Origin of the sequence: Rhodococcoides fascians A44A (assembly GCF_000760735.1) — a bacterium.
Taxonomy (GTDB): domain Bacteria; phylum Actinomycetota; class Actinomycetes; order Mycobacteriales; family Mycobacteriaceae; genus Rhodococcoides; species Rhodococcoides fascians_E.
This window is the reverse complement of record NZ_JMEX01000005.1, coordinates 1,191,746-1,218,210: the sequence shown is the minus strand read 5'-3', so window position 1 is coordinate 1,218,210 and position 26,465 is coordinate 1,191,746. Positions and strand designations below refer to the sequence as shown.

Sequence of the window (26,465 nt, the reverse complement as noted above, 5' to 3'; positions counted from 1 at the left end):
CGAGCTGGACGCCGCTTCAAGTCCAGTACGCCGACTATGCACTCTGGCAGCGCCGGGTCCTGGGCGCCGAATCCGACGAGAACTCGCTGTCGGCACGGCAGATCGCGTTCTGGTTGCGCACACTCGACGAACTCCCCGATCAGCTCGACCTCCCTTCGGACCGACCTCGCCCGGCCGTTGCGACCAACGGGGGCGCCAAGAGCCGCTTCGTGATCGAACCGGATGTGCATCGTGGTTTGAGCTCCGTGGCTCGCTCGCATCAGGCGTCGCTGTTCATGGTGGTTCAGGCTGCGTACGCAGTTCTGCTGTCGCGCTTGAGCGGAACGACGGACATCTCCATCGGCGCGCCGATTGCCGGTCGAGCAGACCAGAAGCTCGACGACATCATCGGCATGTTCGTCAACACCCTCGTGCTCCGCGCGCGGGTCGACCCGCACTCGTCGTTCGACGTCCTGCTGGATCAGGTCAGGAACACCAACTTGTCGGCGTTCGCGCACGCCGACATCCCGTTCGAACGGCTCGTCGAAGTACTCAATCCGGCGCGTTCGACCGCACGACACCCGCTGTTCCAGGTCGCTCTGTCACTCGAGTCCGCCCGCCAGCGTGAGCTCAGCTTCGCGGGCCTCGAGGTGGCCGCGGAGGAACTCGACGTTCCCATTGCGAAGTTCGACCTGCAGTTGTGGTTGACCGAGCATCAGGACGAGAACGGACGCCCTGGCCGGATCGAAGCAGTCTTCGAGTACGCCACAGATCTGTTCGACGAGGCCACGATCGAGAGTTTCTCGAAACGGTTCGTGCGGATCCTGGACGCCATCGTGGCCGATCCGTCGATTCCGGTGGGTGCGATCGACATTCTCGCGGCCGACGAAGCCTCGACGCTGACGTCGGTGCACGGTGGCACCGTCGACTCGCAGCGACTGTTGCACGAGTTCCTCGACGCCGGTGTTGCGGCCAACCCCGACGGCGCGGCTGTACGTGCATCCGGAGCGGAACTGACCTACTGCGAGCTCGACGTACTCACCAACCGCTACGCGCGGTACTTGATCGAGCGTGGAATCGGCCCGGAAACCGTGGTCGCTCTTGCGTTTCCTCGATCGCTCGAGATGGTTCTGTCCATCTGGGCAGTCGCGAAAACCGGCGCAGCATGGGTGCCGGTGGACCCCGAGTACCCCGTGGATCGGGTGCGCCACATGTTGTCGGACTCGGGTGCGGTTGTCGGCATCACCACCTCGGCGCGAGTCGACGCCCTGCCCGCTACGTGCGAATGGTGGCCGATCGACGCGCAGGAGTTCGAGTCGTCCGTCGAAGGCCGTTCGGGCGCAGCGCTTTCCGACGCGGACCGCCTGTCCTCGGTGACTCTCGACTCCGTCGCCTACGTCATCTACACCTCCGGTTCGACAGGCCTGCCCAAGGGTGTGAGTGTCACTCATCGTGGCCTGTCCGGACTGATCGATTCCTCGCGTGAGCTGTACCGTGTCACGCCTGAATCGCGCTTCCTGCACGTGATCTCACCGTCTTTCGACCCGTCTGTCCTGGAATGGGCACTTGCTGCTTCCGCCGGTGCGACACTGGTCGTGGTGCCGCCGACGATCATCGGCGGCCCCGAGCTCCATACGCTCTTCGCCCACGAGTCCGTCACGCACGCCGTCATCACACCTGCCGTACTCGGCTCGATGGATTCCGCCGGCCTCGACGATCTCGAACTGCTGTCCGTCGGCGGCGAGGCGTCGGCTGCAGATCTGGTCGGCCGCTGGGCCAGGGGACGCCGGTACTTCAATGCCTATGGTCCTACCGAGACGACCATCGTCTCGACGCGCGGTGAGCTCTTCGTCGGTGAGCGAATCACCGTCGGTGGCCCCGTACCCGGAGTCGGGGCACTGATCCTCGACACCCGGTTGAACCCCGTCCCCGTGGGTGTCGCAGGTGAGCTCTATCTATCGGGCGAAGCCGTGGCGCGTGGGTACTACCGTCGTCCGGGACTGTCCTCGGAACGATTCGTCGCCGATCCCTTCGGTGGGTCGGGTACGCGTATGTACCGGACGGGCGACGTCGTGCGGTGGACCAACGACTTCGACATCGAGTACGTCGGACGATCCGATTTCCAGGTCAAGGTCCGAGGTTTCCGCATCGAACTGGGCGAGATCGACGCGGCGCTCGAGAGTTTCCCCGCGGTGACGTTCGCTGCCACCCTGGGCCGGGAAACCGCGTCGGGGCAGACGGCACTTGTGTCCTACGTGCACGGTTCGTCCGGCATCGACAGTGACGAGTTGGCGAGATACGTGTCGCGGCTGCTGCCGAACTACATGGTGCCGTCGGCGATCGTCGTGCTCGACGAGGTCCCGTTGACACCGATCGGAAAGCTCGACCGCCGGGCACTCCCCGAGCCGGAGTTGGGAATCAGTTTTCGAAAGTTCCGCGCCCCCACGACACCGATCGAAGAGACCGTGGCAACGGTGTTCAGCGACGTCCTCGGGGCACCCGTCGTCGGCCTGGACGACGACTTCTTCGAACTCGGTGGAAACTCGCTGGTCGCGACTCAGGTCGTCGCCAGGCTGGGTGCTGCGCTCGACGCGCAGGTGCCGGTCAGGGCGATCTTCGAGTCACCGACGGTAGCCCAGCTGGCGATCAGGGTCGAGCAGGAAGCTGGACGAGGCGCTCGCATCGAGCTCTCCAGAGGTGTTCGGCCGGAACGTATTCCGCTGTCGCTGGCGCAGCAGCGTATGTGGTTCCTCAACCGTTTCGACACCGAGTCGGCCACCTACAACCTGCCCATCGCGCTCCGTCTGTCCGGAGCTCTCGACGTGCCGGCGTTGCAGGTCGCGATCATGGACGTGATCGACCGCCACGAATCGCTGCGGACGGTGTTCCCCAACTCGGCGGACGGTCCGCATCAGGTTGTTCAGGACGCGGCACAGATCGTTCCCAACCTGATGCCGGTATCGACCACTGCGACTGATCTACAACGATCCATCGCGCACCTGGCCGCCACGGGTTTCGACGTCACCGCGGACGTTCCGGTGCGCGCGCAGCTGTTCGAGATCACCCCGACCGAGCACGTTCTGACGATCGTCGTCCACCACATCTCGGCCGACGGTTGGTCGCTCGGTCCGCTCGCGCGCGACGTGATGATCGCGTACGCCGCACGGACGGAATGGGAGTCGCCGGCATGGGTTCCGCTTCCGGTCCAGTATGCCGATTACACCCTGTGGCAGCGCGCGGTCCTCGGATCGGAGGACGACGCGTCCTCGCTGATCTCTCAGCAGGTCGCGTATTGGAAGTCGACGCTCGACGGGCTCCCTGATCAACTGGACCTCCCGACGGATCGTCCGCGTCCCGCGCGTCAGTCGTTCGGCGGTGGGACGGTGGAATTCGAGATCGAGCCGCGAATCCATGCGGGGCTTCTCGATCTCGGTAGAGAGCGCAATGCGTCGCTGTTCATGGTGGTCCACGCCTCGCTGGCGGTGCTCCTGGCACGCCTGTCGGGAACCGAGGACATCGTCGTCGGAACTCCGGTGGCGGGGCGCGGCGAGCAGGCTCTCGACGACGTCGTGGGCATGTTCGTCAACACCCTCGTGTTGCGGACCGACGTCGACGGCCACGAGAGCTTCAACGACCTGCTGGCTCACGCACGCGAAGCTGCGCTCGGGGCATTCGCGCACTCGGACATTCCGTTCGAGCGCCTCGTCGAGGTGTTGAACCCGTCGAGGTCGACGGCACGGCACCCTCTGTTCCAGGTGATGCTGTCGTTCGAGAACCTCGGGCCGACTCATCTCGACCTCCCCGCTCTGAGCATCGACAGCCTCGATCTGGATGTCGCCGTCGCGAAGTTCGATCTGCAGCTGACCCTCACCGAGCGACTGACATCGGATGGCGACGCGGACGGTCTCGCGGCCGAATTCACCTACGCGACAGATCTGTTCGACGAATCGACGATTCAGGCGTTCGCAGACCGCTTCCTGCACGTGCTCGGCGCCGTCATCTCAGACAGTTCCGTTCCCGTTGGTGACATAGAGTTGTACGACGCCGTCGAGCGTGGGTTGATTCTGAAATCCTGGAACAACACCGAGCACGAACTCGGCGTCGACGCAACACTTCTCGATGCCTTCGACGCGCAGGTGGCCGCACGCCCCGATTCGGTTGCCGTCGTGTTCGACGGGCAGGGCGTCACCTACGCAGACCTCGACGCACGTGTCAATCGCCTCGCACGCGAACTCGTCGCCCGTGGCGCGCGACCGGACGAGACGGTCGCCGTTGCGATGCGTCGATCGTTGTCGATGATCGTCGCTCTCTATGCAGTACTGCGATCGGGAGCGGGCTACGTCCCGGTCGACCCGGACCAGCCGGCCGAGCGCAACGGGTACATTCTCGAGGTCGCATCGCCGATCGCCGTGTTGACGACCTCACACGACGACCTGGACATCCGAGTCGACGTACCGATCGTCGTGGTCGACTCGCTCGACACGAGCACTCACTCGGCGGCGACGATCACCGATGCGGATCGCCTCGCGCCGCTCCGCGCGGACAACGTCGCCTACGTGATCTTCACGTCCGGATCCACGGGTAAGCCCAAGGGCGTCGCCGTCTCGCACTCCGCCGTGGTGAACCAGATCTTGTGGCTGGTCGCCGAGTACGGTCTGAGCACCGAAGACGTTGTTCTGCAGAAAACTCCGTTCACGTTCGACGTGTCGGTGTGGGAACTGTTCGGATCGCTCGCTGCCGGTGGCCGTCTGATCGTCGCCGAGCCGGACGGTCATCGCGACCCGGCGTATCTGGTGTCCGTCATCGAGTCGGAGGGCGTCACCGCGACGTCGTTCGTGCCGTCCGTCCTGTCCGCATTCGTCTCGGCCGTCGGTCCCGCCGGATGTCCTTCACTGCGGACGGTTCTGGTTGCAGGTGAGGCTCTTCCGACATCGGTGGTCCGATCCGCTGCGTCGGCGCTTCCTTCCGCACGGATCCACAATCTGTACGGTCCGACCGAGTTCGCGGTTCACGCGACCGCGCGTGCCGTGGCAGGGACTCCGGGCGTGTCCGTCCCCGGCGCCTCGGCGCCCATGGGGTCGCCGGTCTGGAACGCACGGGTGCTCGTGCTCGATTCTCGGTTGCGTCCGGTTCCGATCGGCGTCGCGGGAGAGCTCTATCTGACGGGCGCACAGGTTGCACGCGGTTACTTCGGTCGTCCCGACCTGTCGGCAGATCGCTTCGTTGCCTCGACTTTCGGCGACGGCACTCGGATGTACCGCACCGGCGACCTCGTTCGATGGTCTGCTGCCGGGGAACTCGACTACCTCGGACGCACGGACTTCCAGGTCAAGCTGCGCGGTCTTCGCATCGAGCTCGGCGAGATCGAATCCGCGTTGCTCGGACACGAGTTGGTGGCTCAGACAGTCGTTCTGGTTCGTTCCGATCAGCTCGTCGCTTACGTCGTTCCCGTCCCGGGTGCAACGGTGGACACCGGGGCATTGCAATCCGCCGTCTCCACGGTGCTGCCGACCTACATGGTGCCGTCCACCTTCGTCGTGCTCGATGCTCTCCCGTTGAACGCGTCCGGCAAGCTCGATCGCCGGGCTCTGCCCGATCCGGTGTTCGAAGCGCGAGTGTTCCGTGCGCCCCGCACACCGGTCGAGGAAATCGTGGCCGGTGTGTTCGCCGAGGTCCTCGGTGTGCCGCGCGTGGGTCTCGACGACGACTTCTTCGAGTTGGGCGGAAACTCGCTCGTCGCGACGCAGGTCGTGTCGAGAGTCGGTGCTGCTCTCGGAGCCCGCGTGCCCGTACGGACGCTGTTCGAGGCCTCGACCGTCGAAAGTCTCGCTGCCCGTGCGGAATCGCACGTCGGTGGTGGTCGCGTCGCACTCGTCGCAGGCCCACGTCCGGATCACATTCCGCTGTCGCTCGCGCAGCAGCGAATGTGGTTCCTCAACCGCTTCGACACCGAGTCCGCTGTGAACAACCTCCCGGTGGCAATCCGGCTCTCGGGAAGCCTCGACGTGTCGGCGCTGCAGGCCGCCATCGCCGACGTGCTCGAGCGTCACGAAGCGCTGCGCACGGTCTATCCGGAGACCGACGGAGTCGCCTCACAGGTCATTCTGCCGACGTCGTCGGCTGTTCCCGTGTTGGTGCCGGTCACCGTTGCCGAGGACGACCTTCCGGGACGAATCGCGTCGGTGGTCTCGACAGGGTTCGACGTGACGCGGGAAGTACCGCTCCACGCCGAGCTGTTCGCCGTGACCGACACCGAGCACGTGCTCGTGTTCGTCGCGCACCACATCAGCGCCGACGGTTGGTCGATGGGCCCGTTGACGCGCGACGTGATGATCGCCTACGCCGCCAGAACGGTCGGCGAGGAGCCTGGGTGGGCTCCGCTCGCGGTCCAGTACGCGGACTTCACTCTGTGGCAGCGTGAAGCACTCGGAGACGAATCCGACCCTCGGTCGTTGATCTCGACGCAGGCGGATTTCTGGAAGTCGACGCTCGCGGGTCTGCCCGAGGAACTCGTTCTGCCGTTCGATCGTCCGCGTCCCGGCGTACAGTCCTTCGTCGGTGGCACCAGCAGTTTCCGTATCGAACCGGAATTGCACCGAGACCTCGTCGAACTGGCTCGCCGTACCGGCACGACACTGTTCATGGTCGTTCACTCGGCGCTTGCAGTTCTGTTGGCCCGCTTGTCCGGAACGTCGGACATCGCAATCGGCACGCCGATCGCCGGGCGTGGTGAAGCGGAACTCGACGACGTGATCGGCATGTTCGTCAACACGCTCGTTCTGCGCTCCGACGTGGAACCGAGTCGTTCGTTCGAGAACCTCCTCGAGGCGACTCGCGAGGGCGACCTCAAGGCATTCGGAAATGCCGACGTGCCGTTCGAGCGACTCGTGGAGATCCTGAACCCGGAACGCTCCACAGCACGCCACCCGCTGTTCCAGGTCGCGTTGTCGTTCCAGAATCTGCCGCAGACCAGCTTCGAACTGCCGGGGCTCAAGGTCAGCGCGGTCGATTTCGACATCGACGTCGCCAAGTTCGATCTGTCGTTGTTGTTGTCCGAGCACACCGATCAATCGGGTGCGCAGACCGGTATCTCCGCCGAATTCACCTATGCGACAGCTCTGTTCGACCGCTCGACGGTCGAGGTGTTCGCTCGCCGGTTCGTTCGAATTCTCGAAGGTGTCGTCGCGCGACCCGATCGTCCGGTCGGTGACCTCACCATTCTCGAGAACGACGAGTACCAGTGGCTGACTCACGTCCACGGCGACGAGGTGACGCACGGCGGTACTCTGCCGGAGATCTTCCAGCGCGGTGTCGACATCGATCCCGACGGTGTGGCAGTGCGCGCGGACGGCCGCTCCATCACCTATCGAGAACTCGACGAGACGTCCACGCGTGTCGCGCGCGCGTTGATCGAACGTGGCGCCGGCCCGGATCGCATCGTCGCACTCGCCTTCCCGCGCTCGTACGACATGGTCGCCGCGGTCTGGGCGGTGGCCAAGTCAGGCGCTGCACACCTTCCGGTCGATCCCAACTACCCGTCCGGACGCATCGAGCACATGGTCGGCGACTCGGGCGCACTGTTCGGCCTGACGTCGAGCGACCACGTCGAGGAACTGCCTTCGGCGATCGAGTGGCTCGTGACCGACGGCGCCGATTTCGCAGCGGCGGTCTCTCGGCAGTCCGACACTCCGATCACCGACGCGGATCGCACGTCGCCGCTGTCCATCGATCACGCCGCGTACGTGATCTACACCTCCGGCTCGACGGGACTCCCCAAGGGCGTCGTCGTCACGCACAGTGGTCTGGGCGGCGTGCTCGACGCGGCGACCGACCTGTATCACCTGGACCGAACATCCAAGTTCCTGCACATCTGTTCGCCGAGCTTCGACCCGTCGGTTCTCGAATGGATGGCCGCGTTCTCCGAAGGCGCGACCCTCGTCGTCGTGCCGTCGACCATCATCGGCGGCGAGGACCTCGCCGAGTTGCTCGTGACCGAGCAGGTGACCCACACGATCATCACCCCCGCCGTGCTCGGAACAGTGGACGCGGCGGGGATCGACAGTCTCCGGGTCGTCTCCGTCGGCGGCGACGTCACCACCCCCGATCTCCTCGCTCGGTGGGCGCCGGGCCGTACGTACTTCAACGGGTACGGTCCGACCGAGACAACGATCATCTCCACGTTCGCCGAGCTTCGGCCGGGCATGCCCATCACCGTGGGCCGACCGATCCACGGAATGTCGGCGCTCGTTCTCGACGCGCGTCTGCACCCGGTTCCCGTCGGTGCCGCAGGTGAGCTCTATCTCGCGGGCGGCGCTCTCGCCCGGGGCTATCACGAGCGCGAGGATCTGACGTCGTCGCGTTTCGTCGCCAATCCGTACGGTGCTCCCGGTGCGCGCATGTACCGCACCGGCGACGTCGTCCGTTGGACCTTCGGATCGGACGCCGTGATCGCCGACCCGAACGCCGTGACCATCGAGTTCGTCGGGCGATCGGACTTCCAGATCAAGGTCCGCGGATTCCGTGTCGAACTCGGCGAGGTCGACGCAGTACTGACCGAACACGACAGCGTGTCCTTCGCGGCCACGCTCGGACGTGAACTTCCCAGCGGCGCAACCGGTCTGGTTGCCTATGTGCTCCCGGCGCGTGGGGCGACAGTGGACGTCGAGGGTCTCACCGAGTTCGTGGCGAAAACTCTTCCTGCGCACATGGTCCCGGCGTCGATCATCGTCCTCGACAGTGTTCCGTTGACCCCGGTGGGCAAGCTGGACCGTGCGGCGCTACCGGAACCGGTGTTCGCCGAACAGGAATTCCGCGGTGCGACCGGAGAAATAGAGACGATCATCGCCGAAGTCTTCGCCGATGTTCTGAACATGGAGCGTGTGAGCGTCGACGAGTCGTTCTTCGCTCTCGGCGGCGACAGCATCGTGTCGATTCAACTGGTCTCGCGGGCGCGCGCACGGGGTATCTCGTTCACCCCTCGGGACGTGTTCGAGCGCAAGTCCGTTGCCGCGCTTGCCGAGGTCGCCACCGTGATGAGCGAGACCACGGACGTCCCGGTGGTGGAAGAGCTGCCCGGCGGCGGACTGGGTCCGCTGGCACTGACGCCGATCATGAAATCCATCCTCGAAGGTCCGGGTGGATTCGCGAGGTTCGCGCAGTCGGTGGCGGTCACGCTGCCCACCGGCATCGACCACGGGCTGCTGAGCAGGACCATCGGCGCGGTCGTCGATCACCACGACGTGCTTCGGTCCGTCGTCGAGCGTGCCGAAGGCGGCGAGTGGACGTTCTACGTCCGGGATCACGGCACCGTCGACGTCGAGGATCTGCTGGTTCGCGTCGAGCTCGACTCCGGGCTCGACGACGCAGAGGTTCGCGCGCGTGCCGAGTCCGCACTCGACGAGGCAAAGGACCGCCTCGATCCCGAGCGTGGTCGGATGTTGGAAGTCGTCTGGTTCGACTTCGTCGGTGACGGGCCTGCGCGGGCAGGCATCCTCCTCCTGGTTGCACACCACTTCGTGGTCGACGGCGTGTCGTGGCGAATCCTGCTGCCCGACCTCGCCGTGGCATGGGGGCAGGGAGCGGCCGAGCAGCCGATCACACTTCCTGCCGTCGGTACGTCGATGCGTCGGTGGGCCCACGGTTTGGTCGACGCCGCTCACGACAGCGAGCGTGAAGCTGAAATCGGTTGGTGGACAGACGTTCTGGCAGGTACCGATCCGCGAATCGGTTCTCGCGCGTTCGACGCGCGAGTCGACACGCTGTCGTCGACCGACCGCGTCGACATCGAACTGTCCGCGGCGGTCACCGACGCCGTGCTCACCCGAGTACCGAGCGCGTTCAACGGTGGTGTCAACGACGGACTTCTGGCCACCCTGGCGTTGGCTCTCGGCGAATGGCGTTCCCGAACCGGCGCTGTGACCTCCGAGAGCCTGGTCAAGCTCGAGGGCCACGGTCGCGAGGAAGACATCGTGCCGGGTGCGGACCTCTCCCGCACCGTCGGATGGTTCACCAGTGCGTTCCCGGTCCGGCTCGATTTGAACGGGATCGACGTCGACGACGCTCTGGCCGGTGGCACAGCGGTCGGCGACGCGGTCAAGGCCGTGAAGGAACAGCTCCTCGCTGTGCCGGACAAGGGAATGGGCTACGGTCTGCTCCGCTACTTGAACGGTGAGACGGCCAAGGTTCTGCAGTCCAGCGCGAGCACTCCGCAGGTCAGCTTCAACTACCTGGGACGCGTGTCCACCGAGGGCATCTCGGCGGAACTGACCGGCGGCGCCTGGCTCCCGTCCGCGGTGTTGGCGGACGTCGGTGCACCGGGTGATCCGGACATGCCGGCCAATGCCGCGGTGGACATCAACTCTGCCGTTGTCGACACTGTCGACGGACCCCGTCTGACCGCAAGTTTCACGTTCGCGACAGGGATGCTCACCCGCACCCAGGTGTCCGAACTGGTCGAGCTGTGGGATCGTGCGCTGACCGCGCTGACCGAACACGTGGCAAGAGACAACGCAGGGGGACTGACTCCGTCGGACGTTCCGCTCGTGTCCGTGTCGCAGGCCGACATCGATCGATGGGAGGCGACGTACCCTGCGGCGGCGGACATCTGGTCGCTCGCCCCGTTGCAGTCGGGCTTGCTGTTCCATGCGTTGATCGCCCAGTCGACCGACACACGGGCTGGGTCGGTCGACGTCTACACGATGCGGGTCGTGCTGCGGCTGAGCGGAAACGTCGAGCGTGAGCGTCTTCACGGTGCTGCTCAGGCGCTGCTCGACCGGTACGAGAACCTACGGACGGCATTCGTACAGAATGTGGACGGTACGTCGGTTCAGTTGGTGCTGGATCGAGTCGACGTGCCGTGGAGGGACGTCGACCTGACGTCGCTGCCGGAATCGGAGCGCGAGGCGGCCTTCGACGAGCTCCGTGCGGCCGACAAGATCGAGCCGTTCGATCTGACGTCGGCTCCGCTGATGCGGTTCACGTTCGTGACCGTGTCGGCCACCGACGTACGGTTCCTCGTGTCGAGTCACCACCTTCTTCTCGACGGATGGTCGACGCCGCTGTTGATGCGAGATCTCCTGGCTCTGTACGCGCTTGCAGGTGACGTGTCGTTGCTGCCTCGCGTGCGCTCCTACCGGTCGTTCCTCGGCTGGGTCGCGGAGCAGGACGCACGCGTCTCGGTCGACAAGTGGATCGAGGCCTTGGCAGGTGTCGAGCAACCGACGATGCTCACGTCGGCCGAGCGTGCCGGAGAGGCGTCCACCGATATCGGTGAGGTGATTCTGGATCTGAGCCCGGCGTTGTCGTCGGCGCTTCACTCGGTCGGAGCGCAACTCGGTGTCACGCTGAACACGATGGTTCAGGCAGCGTGGGGTCTGCTCCTCGGTCGGTCCGTAGGAAGCAACGACGTGTTGTTCGGCGCCACGGTGTCCGGACGCCCGGCGGGTCTGGCAGGCGTCGAATCCATGGTGGGTCTGTTCATCAACACCCTCCCTGTCCGTGTCCGGTTCGACGGCCACGAATCGGTCGAGTCCGTACTGGTGCGGCTGCAGGGTGAACAAGCCGATCTGCTCGATCATCATTACCTGGGGCTCAACGAGATTCAGCGATCTGCGAATCTGGGAGCGTTGTTCGACACCCTGACGGTGTTCGAGTCGTATCCAGTCGACGAGGCCGGTCTCGCCGAACAGGCGAAGAACATCGACGGCATGTCGGTGTCCGGGGTCGAGCTGGAGGACGCGACCCATTACCCGCTCACGCTGCTCATCGCGGTGGATTCACAGGTGCATCTGAAGCTGAAGTACCTGACCGATGTTCTGGACGGCGCTGCCGTGGCCACCATGATGGGCCGGCTGGAACGCATTTTCGAGGCTTTCGCCGCGGATCGAACGGTCGCTATCGGCGACGTCGACCTGTCCGACCCGAGCGAACGCGCACTGATCGCTGCCGCGAACGACACCGCTCACGATGTCGACGAGTCGGCAACGCTCGTCTCGATGTTCGACGCCCAGGTGGCGAGGACGCCCGACGCGGTGGCGCTGACGTTCGATGGCGAATCACTGACGTACGCCGAGTTCCATCGCCGGGTCAATCGACTCGCCCGTGCCCTCGTCGAGCGCGGTGTCGGCGCGGAATCGCTTGTCGCGGTTGCCTTCAAGCGCTCGCTCGATCTGATGGTCGGCGTGTACGCCGTGCTGGAAACCGGTGCAGGCTACGTGCCGATCGATCCGGATCAGCCTGCCGATCGCGTCGAGTACATCCTGAACACCTCCGCGGCGGCGACGGTTCTGACCACGTCGCGAGAACGGTTCCGCGCGGACGACGCGGTGGTGCTCGAGATCGACCGTCTGGGGCTCGACGAGTACTCGGATGCGCCGCTCGTCGACGCGGACCGCCTCGGTGTTCTGCGTCCGTCGAATGCGGCATACGTGCTGTTCACCTCGGGCTCGACAGGTCGGCCGAAGGGCGTGACGATCACTCACGCCGCCATCGTGAACCGCCTTGTCTGGATGCAGGACCAGTACGGTCTACGGGCCGATGACGTGGTGGTGCAGAAAACACCGGTGACGTTCGACGTGTCGGTGTGGGAACTCTTCTGGCCGCTGCAGATCGGCGCCCGTTTGGTGATCGCGAGGCCGGACGGACACCGCGACCCGGTCTATCTGGCGGAGTTGATGCGCGGCGAGCGGGTTTCGGTCGCGCACTTCGTGCCGTCGATGCTTGCCGTGTTCGCCGCGGAGCCCACAGCGAACGGTGCCGACGCGCTTCGATGGATCTTCGCGTCCGGTGAGGCGTTGCCGCCGGCCACCGCGCGGATGATCGGGTCGGTTCTGCCGGCCGCTCGGTTGGTCAACCTGTACGGCCCCACCGAAGCGGCCGTCGACGTGACCTACCACGACGTCGTCGACGCGGACGTCGCGTCGGTGCCGATCGGGCGTCCGGTGTACAACACCCGAGTTCACGTGCTGGACGATCGACTTCGCTCGGTGCCGGTCGGGATGGTGGGGGAGCTCTATCTCGCCGGTGTGCAGCTCGCTCGCGGTTACCATTCGCGTCCCGATCTGACGGCCGACAGGTTCGTCGCCGATCCGGCGGACAGGCACGGTGGCCGCCTCTACCGCACCGGCGACCTGGTTCGCTGGACGTCGAACGGCGAGCTCGAGTACATCGGTCGCTCGGACTTCCAGGTCAAGCTTCGTGGTCTGCGAATCGAGCTGGGAGAAATCGAGTCCGCTCTTCTGCGTGCCGATTCGGTGGCTCAGGCCGTCGTACTGGTCGTACGCGATCAGCTGGTCGCCTACGTCGTGCCCACTGCAGGCGCGTCGGTGGACGTCGATGCTGTAGTCGCGTCGGCGGCGACCACGCTTCCGGAGTACATGGTTCCGGTGTCGGTTCTCGTTCTCGACGAACTTCCGGTGGGACCGTCGGGCAAGCTCGACCGTAGAGCGCTGCCGGAGCACACGTTCGAGAGCTCGGCCGAGTTCCGCGGTGCCGAAACCGATGTCGAGCGAGTACTCAGCGAGGTCTTCGCGGACGTCCTCGGTCTCGACGCGGTCGGCATCGACGACTCGTTCTTCGCGCTCGGCGGCGACAGTATCGTGTCGATCCAGCTCGTTGCACGCTCTCGGGCGAGAGGTGTCGTGATCACCCCACGCGACGTCTTCGAGCAGAAGACCGTCGCGGGTCTCGCTTCGGTGGCCGCCGCTGCCGAGAACCTCGTCGACGAGGTCGTTCTCGGTGAGCTCGACGGTGGCGGAATCGGTTGGGCACCACTGCTTCCGTTCGCTCGGTCGATGACCGATCGGGGTGGGTCGTTCGATCGCTTCGTGCAGTCGGTGACCCTCGAGTTGCCCGTCGGTATCGACCGTCAGGGAATCGTGTCGACCATCCTCGCCGTGGTGGACCGCCACGACGGACTCCGGGCGCGCCTGGTGAACGAGTCCCAGGGGTGGGGTCTCGAGACTTCCGCACCCGGTTCGGTGTCGATCGATCGTCTCGTCGACCGCATCGAAGTGGGCGCAGAGCTCGACCTCGACGAGGTTCTGGCTCGTACCGCAGCGGCCGTCGACGATTCGATGTCGCATCTCGACCCGTTCGCAGGCGACATGCTCCGCTTCGTCTGGGTCGATTTCGGTTCGTCGAGGAGCGGCCGTCTCGTCGTCGTGGCACACCACCTCGTCGTCGACGGCGTGTCCTGGCGAATCCTTGTTCCGGACTTCGTCTCCGCCTGGGCGCAGACGGCGGCGGGTGCAGTCCCCGCTCTGCCCGAGGTCGGCACGTCGGAGCGTCGCTGGGCGCACGCCCTCGCGGACGAAGCGCGTTCGCCTCGTCGTCTCTCGGAGATGGATCTGTGGCGCAGCGTCGCGGGAACTCCGGACCCGGTCCTCGGTACGCGCCCGTTCGACCCCGCCCGTGACGTCACGTCGACGGTGGAACGTTGTGCGATCGAGTTGTCGCCGAGCGTGACTCGCGCCCTGCTGACCGCAGTGCCCGATGCCTTCCACGGTGGAGTGTCGGACGGGCTGTTGGCCGGTCTTGCCCTTGCCGTACGAGAGTTCCGTGCGCGTCGCGGAGTGGATGCGCCTGCGACATTGGTTCAACTCGAAGGGCACGGCCGCGAAGAAGAACTGATTCCAGGTGCGGATCTCTCGCGCACCGTCGGATGGTTCACCAGCATGTACCCGGTCCGTCTCGACCTCACCGGAGTCGACCTCGCCGACGCACTCGACGGTGGCCCCTCCATCGGTGCCGCGGTCAAGCTGGTCAAGGAACAATTGCTCGGCATTCCGGACAAGGGCATGGGATACGGGCTGTTGCGGTACCTCAACGAGGACACCGCGAACGAGCTCGGCTCGCTGTCGACCGGTCAGATCAGTTTCAACTACCTCGGTCGTGGTAGCACCGGTGAGGTTCCGGAAGGAATCGAAGGGTGGCTGCCCGCAACCGATTTCGACGATCTGACCATCAGCGGTGACGCCGACATGGCGGCGAACAAGACCGTCGACATCAATGCGATCGTCCGCGGAGCCGGGGACGATTCGGCGCTCGCTGCGACGTTCGCATTCCCCGTCGGTGCCATCGATGCAGACGACGTTCGGGAACTGGCCGACCTCTGGGTGGGCGCGCTGACCGCTCTGGCCGCTCACGTCGCGGACGGTACCGCAGGCGGTCTGACACCGTCGGACGTCCCGCTGGTCCGTATCGGTCAGCGCGAGATCGACGTCGTCGAACAGCGCTACCCGTCGACGCGTGACATCTGGTCGCTCGCGCCGCTGCAATCGGGCTTGTTGTTCCACGCACTGCTCGCGGAGTCGTCCGTCGACGTGTACACGATGCAGATGGTTCTGCGCTTGACCGGCGACGTCGATGCCGGTCGTCTTCGTACCGCTGCGGCGTCGCTCGTCGACCGGTACGACAACCTGCGGACCGCGTTCGTGACGGTCGCCGACGGCTCCACCGTTCAGGTGGTCCAGGACGACGTCGAACTCCCGTGGGCCGAGCACGACTTGTCCGGATTCCCGTCGGGAGATCGTGAGCGTGCGTACGAGGAGCTGCGTGCGGGGGAGCAGGAAGCTCGATTCGACACCGCCACGGCACCTCTCGTGCGTTTCACCCTGGTGAAGATCACCGAGGACGACAGTCGGCTGCTGTTCGCGAACCACCACGTCCTGCTCGACGGATGGTCCATGCCGTTGCTGATGCGGGACCTGTTGGTTCTGTACGCCGCACACGGCGACGCGTCCGGTCTGCCGCGTGTGTCGTCCTACCGAACGTTCCTGTCCTGGATCGCACGTCAGGATCGAGCACGGTCCGAAGGCGTGTGGGCCCGAGCGTTCGAGGACGCTCCGGAGCCGACGATTCTCGCTCCCGGTGCCGCGGGACGTGAGATCACGTCACGGTCGGGTGCCGTGGAGACAGTCCTGTCGGCAGAGCTGTCCTCGTCGCTGACGCACTTGGGCGCCCGCCTCGGAGTCACCGTGAACACGCTGGTTCAGGCCGCGTGGGGAATCCTGCTGTCGGCATCGACCGGACGGGACGACGTCGTCTTCGGCGCGACGGTATCCGGCAGGCCTGCAGGACTTCCCGGCGTCGAGTCGATGGTCGGCCTGTTCATCAACACACTCCCGATCCGTGTTCGCCTGAACGCAGCCGAGTCCGTCGAGTCGGCGCTCACGAGGCTCCAGGCCGAGCAAGCCGATCTGCTCGATCACCACTACCTCGGGCTCACCGACATCCAGCGCGCAGCCGGTGTCGGTGCCCTCTTCGACACACTGACCGTGTTCGAGTCCTACCCCGTCGACGAAGAAGGGCTCGCGGCCCAGGCGTCGAACATCGACGGCATGGCCGTGTCCGGTGTGGAGTCGAACGACAGCACGCACTACCCGCTGACGTTGCTCATCGTCGCGAACGACCGAATTCGGTTGACACTGAAGTACTTCGAGGACCTGTTCGACGAAGATCACGTGGCAGCACTGATCGGCCGGATGGAGCGCATTCTCACCGCCGTGGCCGTCGATCCGAGCGTCAGGGTCGGCGACCTCGACCTTCTCGGCGACGACGAACGTCATGCCCTGGTCGTCGATCGCAACCAGACCGATCATGCCGTCGACGAGGCGTTGATCCTGGACGCCTTCTTCTCCCGCGCAGAATCGACTCCCGACGCACCTGCCTTGACGTTCGAAGGCGACACGATCAGCTACCGCGAGTTCGCCGACCGCGTCCATCGGCTGGCGCGCTACCTGGCCGGCCACGGTGTCGGGCCGGAGATCGCGGTGGCAGTCGGCATGCGCCGGTCGATCGATCTGATGGTCGGCATCTACGCCGTCGTGGAGGCAGGCGGAGCGTACGTTCCTCTCGATCCGGAACAGCCTGTCGATCGTCTCGAGTACATCGTGGACGTGGCGAACGCGGTGCTCGTGCTCTCGACCGAGCGCGACGCGGTGGAGCTGGGTGCAGGTTCACCCCCGGTGATGCACATCGACACGCTGTCGCTGTCGGAGTATCCGGCGGTTGCGCTCGGTCCGTCGGACCGGACCGTCGGGCCGGACAACAGTGCATACGTGCTGTTCACCTCGGGTTCGACGGGTCGGCCCAAGGGTGTCACGATCACTCATCGCGCCATCGTCAACCGCCTCGAGTGGATGCAGGCCGAGTACGGACTGCACGACGCCGACACCGTCGTACAGAAGACACCGGTGACGTTCGACGTGTCGGTGTGGGAACTGTTCTGGCCCATGCGTGTCGGCGCGAGAACCGTCGTTGCGCGGCCGGACGGTCACCGCGATCCCGCATATCTCGCACAGCTGTTCGCGCGGGAGTCGGTCTCGGTGGCGCACTTCGTGCCGTCGATGCTCGGTGTGTTCTCGGCAGAACCAGGTGCAGCCGATGCTCGCGACCTTCGGTGGGTGTTCGCGTCCGGTGAGGCATTGCCGGAATCGACTGCGGCAAAGATCGTGTCGCTGCTTCCGTCGGCGCGGCTGGTCAACCTCTACGGGCCGACCGAAGCCGCAGTCGACGTGACGTATCACGAGTTCGTCGCCGCGGACACCCGCGGTGTCCCGATCGGTCGACCGGTCTGGAACACGCAGGTGTACGTGCTCGACAACGCTCTTCGGCCCGCTCCCGACGGCTCCGAGGGAGAGCTGTATCTCGGTGGCGTTCAATTGGCACGCGGCTACAGCTCACGACCTGATCTGACCGCGGACCGATTCGTCGCGAACCCCTTCGGACTCGGGCGGCTGTACCGCACGGGTGATGTCGTGCGGTGGAACACAGCCGGCGAACTCGAGTACGTCGGCCGCTCCGATTTCCAGGTCAAGCTGCGCGGACAACGAATCGAGCTCGGTGAGATCGAGGCCGCCCTCGTCGCCGACCCTGCGGTCGCACAGGCTGTGGTGGCCGTACGCGACGATCGTCTGGTGGCATGGGTCGTTCCGTGGACGGCACGCACGACAGTCGCGGACATCTCGTCGGAAGCCGAGACTCGACTGCCTGCGTTCATGGTTCCGTCGGCTGTCGTGCTGCTGGACGGTCTTCCGCTGACGAGCTCGGGCAAGCTGGATCGCAGGGCACTTCCCGATCCGGAGGTCTCGGCCGCGGAATTCCGTGCGCCCTCGACTCCGATCGAACAGGCCGTTGCGACGGTGTTCTCCGACGTGCTCGGCGTGGAGTCCGTCGGCCTGGACGACGACTTCTTCTCCCTGGGCGGCAACTCACTGGTGGCGACGCAGGTCGTCGCCAGGCTCGGCGCTGCCCTGGACACGACGGTCCCGATCCGGGTTCTCTTCGACGCCACCACGGTCGGCGGTCTCGCACGTGCAGTGGAAGCACACGTGGGGGCCGAAGGAACGGGCTCGCAGGGCCGTGTCGCACTGGCCGCTGAGGACCGCCCGGAACGGATTCCGCTGTCGCTCGCTCAGCAGCGGATGTGGTTCCTCAACCGTTTCGACTCTGCCTCCGCGGTCAACAACATCCCCGTCGCGATACGACTGACGGGCGAGTTGAACACCGAGGCGCTGCGCGACGCGGTGACCGACGTCCTCACCCGCCACGAGACGATGCGGACGGTCTACCCCGAGGTCGACGGTGTCGGGCATCAGGTGATCCTCGAGCCGTCCCAGGTCTCCATCGATCTGGCGCCGCACGCTGTGTCCGAATCGGACGTGGTGAACGAGGTCGTGTCGATCGTCTCGATCGGGTTCGACGTCACTCGAGACGTCCCCGTGCGCATTCGGTTGCTGGAGGTGAGCCCCGAGTCGCACGTTCTGGTGTTCGTCGTGCATCACATTGCTGCAGACGGGTTCTCGATGGGCCCTCTGACGCGCGACGTGATGACGGCCTACGCGGCACGCACTGCCGGCGATCGACCGCAGTGGCAACCGATGGACGTGCAGTACGCGGATTACACGCTGTGGCAACGCAGCGTTCTGGGCAGTGAGGACGACGCGTCGTCGCTCGTGTCGGCGCAGATCGACTACTGGAGGTCTCAGCTGTCCGGGTTGCCGGATCAGATCGACCTACCGTTCGACCACGCTCGACCCGACGTGGCGAGTTACCGCGGGCGAACCACACAGTTCTCCGTCTCACCGTCTCTGCACCGCAGTCTCGAAGAGCTTGCGCGGGAACACGATTCGACCGTGTTCATGGTCGTGCACGCAGCGTTGGCCGTGCTGATGGCGCGGTTGTCCGCGTCGGAGGACGTGGCGATCGGTACGCCCGTCGCAGGACGCGGTGATGCGCGCTTGGACGACTTGATCGGCATGTTCGTGAACACGCTGGTACTGCGCACCGAGGTGTCGCCTGCAGTTGCGTTCGACGCGGTGCTGGCACAGGCACGTGAAGTCGATCTGCAGGCGTTCGGCAACGCCGACGTTCCCTTCGAGCGCTTGGTGGAGATCCTGGACCCGCAGCGGTCGCAGGCTCGTCATCCGCTCGTGCAGGTGGTGCTCGCATTCCAGAACCTCGGTCGCACGGCCCTGGAACTGCCGAACCTGTCCGCGGAGGCGGTGCAGTTCGATGCGGAGATCGCGAAGTTCGACCTGCAGTTCACCTTCGAGGAGCAGACCGGCGGCGGTTACACCTGCTACGTCTCGTACTCGACCGATCTGTTCGACGAGTCGACGGTCGTGTCGATGGGGGAGCAGTTCCTCGCTGTTCTCGGTGGTGTCGTGACCGATTCGTCTCGGGCGGTCGGTGACATCGAGATCGTCGATGCGCTGACGCGTGATCGTGTTCTCACTCAGTGGAGTTCGTCGGGTTCGGACGTGTCGGTGAGCGAGGCGACGCTGATCGATCGGTTCGAGGCAGCTGTGTCCGCGCATCCGGGTGGTGTAGCCGTCCGTTTCGGAGACGAGTCGGTGACGTACGCGGAACTCGACGGCCGGGCCGATCGTGTCGCGCGAGCTCTGATCGAGGTCGGAGCACGTCCGGATGCGCTCGTTGCGGTGGCGCTCCCGCGGTCGGTCGAATTGATCGTGGGCTTGTTGGCGGTGCTGAAGGCCGGCGCAGGCTACCTGCCGATCGACCCGTCGTACCCGTCCGAGCGGATCGCGTTCATGGTCGACGATGCGAGTCCGGTTGCGGTCCTCACCGATTCGGCTGTGCTGGAGGGCGAGTCGATGGCACCGGTGCGCGCCGGTTCCCTCCCGGTCGTGGACTTGTCTCGACTCGAAGGCGAGGGGCGCATCGGTGTCAGCGGAGAGAGTGACGGCCGTGAGGATGCGGACAGGGTGTCCGATGCGGATCGACGCGCTCCGTTGCGTCCCGAGCACTTGGCGTACGTCATCTACACGTCGGGTTCGACGGGTCGTCCCAAGGGTGTGCTGATTCCGCATCGTACGGTCGTCCGACTTCTCGACAACACGGACGCATCGTACGGTTTCGGGCCGGACGACGTGTGGACGATGTTCCACTCCTACGCGTTCGACTTCTCGGTGTGGGAGCTGTGGGGTCCGTTGGCTTTCGGCGGCACGCTGGTGATGGTGGACTACTTCACGTCCCGGTCACCGGAAGCGTTCCGCGAGCTTCTCGCCGCCGAACGTGTCACGGTGTTGAATCAGACGCCGTCGGCGTTCTACCAACTTGCCGAACTCGACCGGGTGCAGGCCGCGGATGCGGGTGAGCTGTCTCTGCGGTACGTGATCTTCGGTGGTGAGGCTCTCGAGCCTCGTCGTCTCGCTGGATGGTTCGACCGCCACGGCGACGGCAGCACGGCGGGGCCGCGACTGGTGAACATGTACGGCATCACCGAGACGACGGTCCACGTGTCCTACCGCCCGTTGACGGCGGAGTCCATCGGCTCGGCGTCGGTGATCGGTGCACCCATCACAGGGTTGGGTGTCTACGTGCTCGACACTCGGTTGAACCCGGTGCCCGTGGGAGTGGCGGGCGAGCTGTACGTCTCCGGTGGGCAGTTGGCTCGTGGCTACCTCGGACGCGCCGACCTGTCGTCGGTGCGGTTCGTGGCCAATCCCTTCGGCGAGGGTCGGCTCTACCGCACAGGCGACGTTGCTCGATGGACGCGGCGTGAGGACGGTAGCGGCGAGCTGGTGTACCTCGGCCGTGCGGACGATCAGGTCAAGGTGCGAGGATTCCGCATCGAGCTCGGCGAGATCGAGGCTGCCGTCTCGGCTCAGAACGGCGTGACAGCGGCGGCGGTCGTGGTGCGTGAGGACTCGCCGGGTGCGGTTCGTCTCGTTGCCTACGTGGTGGGTTCTGCCGACCTGGACGCGGTGCGAGCGGGAACGGCGCAGTCCGTTCCGGAGTACATGGTTCCCTCCGCGTTCGTGCAGATGGACGAGATTCCGTTGACGGTCAACGGCAAGCTCGATCGGCGTGCTCTGCCGGAGCCCGCGGCGGTGGCCACGGCGTTCCGTGCGCCGTCGACACCGATCGAGGAGATCGTCGCGGGAGTGTTCGCAGACGTGCTCGGTGTCGCGCGCGTCGGTGTCGACGACGACTTCTTCTCGCTCGGCGGAAACTCGTTGCTCGCAACGCAGGTGGTGTCTCGGCTCGGTAGTGCCTTGGATGCGTCGGTGCCGGTGCGGCTGTTGTTCGAAGCCTCGTCGGTCGGCGACCTGGCTGCACGCGTCGAGTCCGCCGTCGGAGGTGGGCGCACCGAACTGGTCGCCCGCGAACGGCCGGCGAACGTGCCGTTGTCCTTGGCGCAGCAGCGCATGTGGTTCCTCAACCGCTTCGACAGTGCGTCGACGGCGTACAACATCCCGATGGCACTTCGCCTGTCGGGCCGCCTCGACGAGGACGCGTTCTCCGCGGCCATCGGTGACCTCGTGGCACGCCACGAGACGCTCCGAACGGTCTACCCGGAAACGGACGGTGGTGCCGTACAGCGGGTGCTCTCGTCCGAGCGTGCCGGGATCTCGTTGCACATCGAGGATGCCGATCCGGCGTCGGTGACCGAGAAGGTGATGGCGCTGGCCGCCACCCGATTCGACGTCACGACCGAAGTTCCGGTACGCGTCACCCTGTTCCGGGTCGGTGCCGACGAGTACGTCGTGGCGATGGTGGTTCACCACATCTCCGCCGACGGTTCGTCGATGGTTCCGATGACGACCGACCTGATGACCGCGTACGCGGCGAGGACGACGGGCACCGAACCGCAGTGGACACCACTGCCGGTCCAATACGCCGATTACGCGCTGTGGCAACGCGAGGTTCTCGGCCGAGAAGACGATCCGACGTCGGTCGGCGCGCAACAGTTGGACTACTGGAAGACTGCACTCGCAGACCTGCCGGACCAGCTGACCCTGCCGATCGACAAGCCGCGTCCTGCAGACCAGAGTTTCCGGGGCGGCCGCGTCGAGTTCACGGTTCCGGCCGGTACACACGCCGCACTGCAGGAGCTCGCTCGCGCACACAATGCGACCGTGTTCATGGCCGTGCACGCGGCGTTCTCGGTACTCCTCGCGCGCCTGTCGGGCATGAACGACATCGCCGTCGGTACGCCCATCGCAGGACGCGGAGAAGCGGCGCTGGACAATCTCGTCGGCATGTTCGTCAACACTCTGGTCTTCCGACTCGACGTGGACGGCGGCCGGGACTTCGTGGACCTGCTCGCGCAGGCACGCGAGACGGATCTACGGGCGTTCGCCAACGCTGATGTTCCGTTCGAACGCCTCGTGGAGGTCCTCAACCCCACGCGGTCGACGGCACGGCACCCGCTGTTCCAGGTCGGTTTCTCGTTCCAGAACGTGGCGCAGACGGCCCTCGAGCTCGGTGATCTGACGGTGTCGGCGGTGGACGCGGACTCGGGTAACTCGCAGTTCGATCTGCACCTGATCCTGGCGGACAAGTACGACGACTCGGGTGCGCCTGCGGGCTTCGAGGCGCTGATGACCTACGCGACTGATCTCTTCGAGCCAGAGACGGTCGACGCCGTCGTCGCACGCTTCGTTCGCGTCCTGGAGGAGGTCGTGGCGCGGCCGGACGTTCCGGTCGGAGACATCGACATCACCTCGCCCGGCGAACGCGTCGAGCTGGTGTCGACGTGGAACGACACCGCTCGCGACCTCGGGGCGGACCGAACTCTCGTCGATCTGTACGACGCGCAGGTACGGCGCAGCCCGGACGCGACCGCGGTCGTGTTCGACGGTGTCTCGCTCACCTACGCCGAGTTCGACGCTCGCGTCGAGCGCGTCGCGCGGTCGCTCATCGAGCGCGGCGTCGGACCCGAAAGTCTGGTGGGACTTGCCATTCGACGGTCCACCGACCTCGTGGTCGCGATGTACGCGATCGCCAAGGCCGGGGGTGCGTACGTTCCTCTCGATCCAGATCAGCCGATCGAACGCACCGAGTACATCCTGTCCGTGGCGGCACCGGTCTGCGTGATCACCACGGCTCGCGAGAACGTCGTCATCGACGGCTCCGTCGATCTGGCGGATCTCGAGAAGGACGCGGATGCAGGCCGGACGACGGACGCGCGCGCGCTTCGCAGTGACAACCGCGCGCTTCGCGCCGACAACACGGCGTACGTGATCTTCACCTCCGGGTCGACCGGTAAGCCGAAGGGCGTCGCGGTTTCGCACGGCGCCATCGTCAACCAGTTGGTGTGGAAACACGCGGAATTCGGGATGAACTCGTCGGATTCGGTGCTGCTGAAAACCGTTGCGACGTTCGACCTCTCGGTGTGGGAGTTCTGGTCCGCCCTCACCGTCGGTGCATCCATGGTGATCGCCTCGGCCGACGGTCACCGTGATCCGGACTACCTGCTGGGTCTGCTCCGTGACCACGAGGTGACGACACTGCACGTGGTGCCGTCGATGTTGTCGATGCTGACCACGGTGTCCGACGGTGCACTGCCACCGACGCTGCGGCGAGTCCTGGCGATCGGTGAAGCACTGCCCGCGGCGACCGCGTCGGCGCTGAAGAAGGCGAGTTCCGCGGAGCTGTACAACCTGTACGGGCCCACCGAGGCGGCGGTGTCGATCACCTCGCACCGCGTCGTCGACGGTGACACCACGACGGTTCCGATCGGAAAACCGGAGTGGAACAGTCGGGTTCACGTTCTCGATGCGCGTCTGCAGCCCGTTCCCGTCGGCGTCAGCGGTGAGCTCTACCTGGCGGGATCTCAGCTGGCGCGTGGCTACCACGGTCGGGTCGATCTGACAGCCGATCGATTCGTCGCAAATCCGTATGCGAGCTCGGAACGTATGTACCGAACGGGCGACATCGTGCGGTGGACGCGCTCGGGTGAGCTGGAGTACATCGAGCGTGCGGACTTCCAGGTCAAGGTTCGCGGATACCGCATCGAACTCGGTGAAATCGAATCTGCCTTGCGCGGACTCGATTCCGTTCGCGACACCGCCGTGACCGTCTACAACGACGGACGCACCGGTGACCAGCTGGTGGCGTACGTCGTGCCGAACCTCGCCGGGGGCGAAGACGGCACAGATGCCGAGACGATTCGGATCGAGCTGACCCGAATCCTCCCGTCGTACATGGTTCCGTCGGTGTACGTGATGCTGGATGCGTTGCCGCTGAACGCCAACGGCAAGCTCGATCGCGCAGCACTGCCGGAGCCGGAGACGACCGTCGGGGAGTTCAGGGCCCCGACCAATCCCATCGAGGAAGTCGTCGCACGAACGCTGTCCGACGTGCTCGGTCTCGCTCGTGTCGGGTTGGACGACGACTTCTTCGCACTGGGCGGAAACTCCCTGATCGCGACGCAGGTGGTGTCCAGACTGGGCGCAGCCCTCGATACCCGCATTCCGGTGCGGACGATCTTCGAAGCGTCGTCGGTGGAGGCGCTGGCCGCACGGGTTCAGCCACTCGTCGGTGGCGGGGCGCGGGTTCCGCTCGCTCCGCGCATCCGGCCGGACGCGGTTCCGCTGTCGCTTGCGCAGCAACGGATGTGGACCATCAATCAGGTGGACACCTCGTCGGCTGCGTACAACATCCCGGCAGCCGTGCGGTTCACCGGTGCGCTGAACACGGCAGCGTTCGCAGCCGCCATGGCCGATGTGATCGAACGTCACGAAGTGCTCCGGACGCGGTACCCGGACAGTGAGGACGGACCGATCCAGCTGATCGGCTCGGTGTCGGACGCTCTGCCGGATCTGACGCCGATTCCCGTCACGGAGAGCGACGTCTTCGGCCGCGTCGGCGCGATCCTCGGTGAAGGCTTCGACGTGACGAGCGAGGTGCCGGTTCGTGCGGCTCTCTTCGCCTTGTCCGACACCGATCACGTGTTCGCGCTCGTTGCGCATCACATCACGGCAGACGGGTTCTCGATGCGCCCGCTCATCCGCGACGTGATGCTCGCGTACACCTCTCGTGCCGCGGGGGATGCTCCGCAGTGGGCACCGTTGCCGGTGCAGTACGCGGACTTCAGCCTGTGGCAGCGCGAGGTGCTCGGTAGTGAGGACGACCCGGACAGTGCACTCGGTGGGCAGCTCGCGTTCTGGACTCGTGAGTTGGCCGGGCTTCCGGACTTGTTGCCCTTGCCGACCGATCATCCGCGACCGGCGAGGCAGTCGACGATCGGTGAGGCGTACGAGTTCACGCTCGGTGCCGATATCGCGGGGCGTATCGAGAAGACCGCTCGCGAGCACAACGCGACCGTCTTCATGGTGGTCCACAGTGCGTTGGCGGTGCTGCTGGCCAGGCTCAGCGGCACCGACGACATCGCTGTCGGAACGCCGACGGCGGGCCGAGGCGAGGAAGCCCTCGACGATCTGGTCGGCATGTTCGTCAACACCTTGGTGTTGCGTTCGTCCGTGCAGGGAGGGTCGACGTTCTCCGAGTTGTTGGCGGACACGCGTGACCGCGACCTGGCGGCCTTCGGCAACGCCGACGTGCCGTTCGAGCGGCTCGTCGAGCAGATGGGTAGAACGCGATCCAGTGCGTATTCGCCGCTTTTCCAGGTGATGCTGACGTTCCAGAACGCTGTCAGCGGCACGTTCGAGCTTCCCGGGCTCGAGGTGTCGACCCTGGCGGCAGACGAGGATCAAGCCAAGTTCGACCTGCAGTTGACTGCGATCGAGCAGTTCGACGAGTTCGGTGCGCTCACCGACGTCCGGGCGCTGCTGAACTACGCGACCTCGATCTTCACGAGATCGACCGTCGAGAAGATCGCGGACAGGTTCCGGCGCATCCTCGACACGGTCACCCAGGATCCGTCCGTGACGCTTCGATCGATCGACATCCTGACGGAGTCGGAACGTGCGGCGCTGACACCGAAACGGGCTCCGCGGACAGTGGACGACCTTCCGTCGCTGGTGTCGGAGGCTGCGTCGGTGAGCCCTGCGGCGACGGTTCTGGCGCACGAGGGGCGTGAGATCTCGTTCGAGGAGTTGTCGGACAAGCTCGCGTCGGTGTCCAAGGCGATGGGTGCGACCCTCAAGCCCGAGGCGTTGGTCACCGTTGCTCTGTCGCAGTTGGTGCCTGGAATCCTCCCTGCGCTCGGTGCTCAGGGGTACGCGGAAGCGGTAGCGACGATGATTTCCGCGGCCGAGGACGTAGTCGGCCCCTGA

General features: G+C 65.5%; 1 protein-coding gene (cut by a window edge). It reads left to right on the top strand.

The window, feature by feature from the left end; genetic code table 11:
- Positions 1–26,465, top strand: partial view of a non-ribosomal peptide synthetase gene (locus BH95_RS09265; RefSeq protein ID WP_099052201.1) — the 3' portion only. The gene continues 3,628 nt to the left of window position 1, outside the view; only the last 26,465 of its 30,093 coding nucleotides appear in the window; its start codon lies beyond the left edge, outside the window; it ends in the stop codon at positions 26,463–26,465.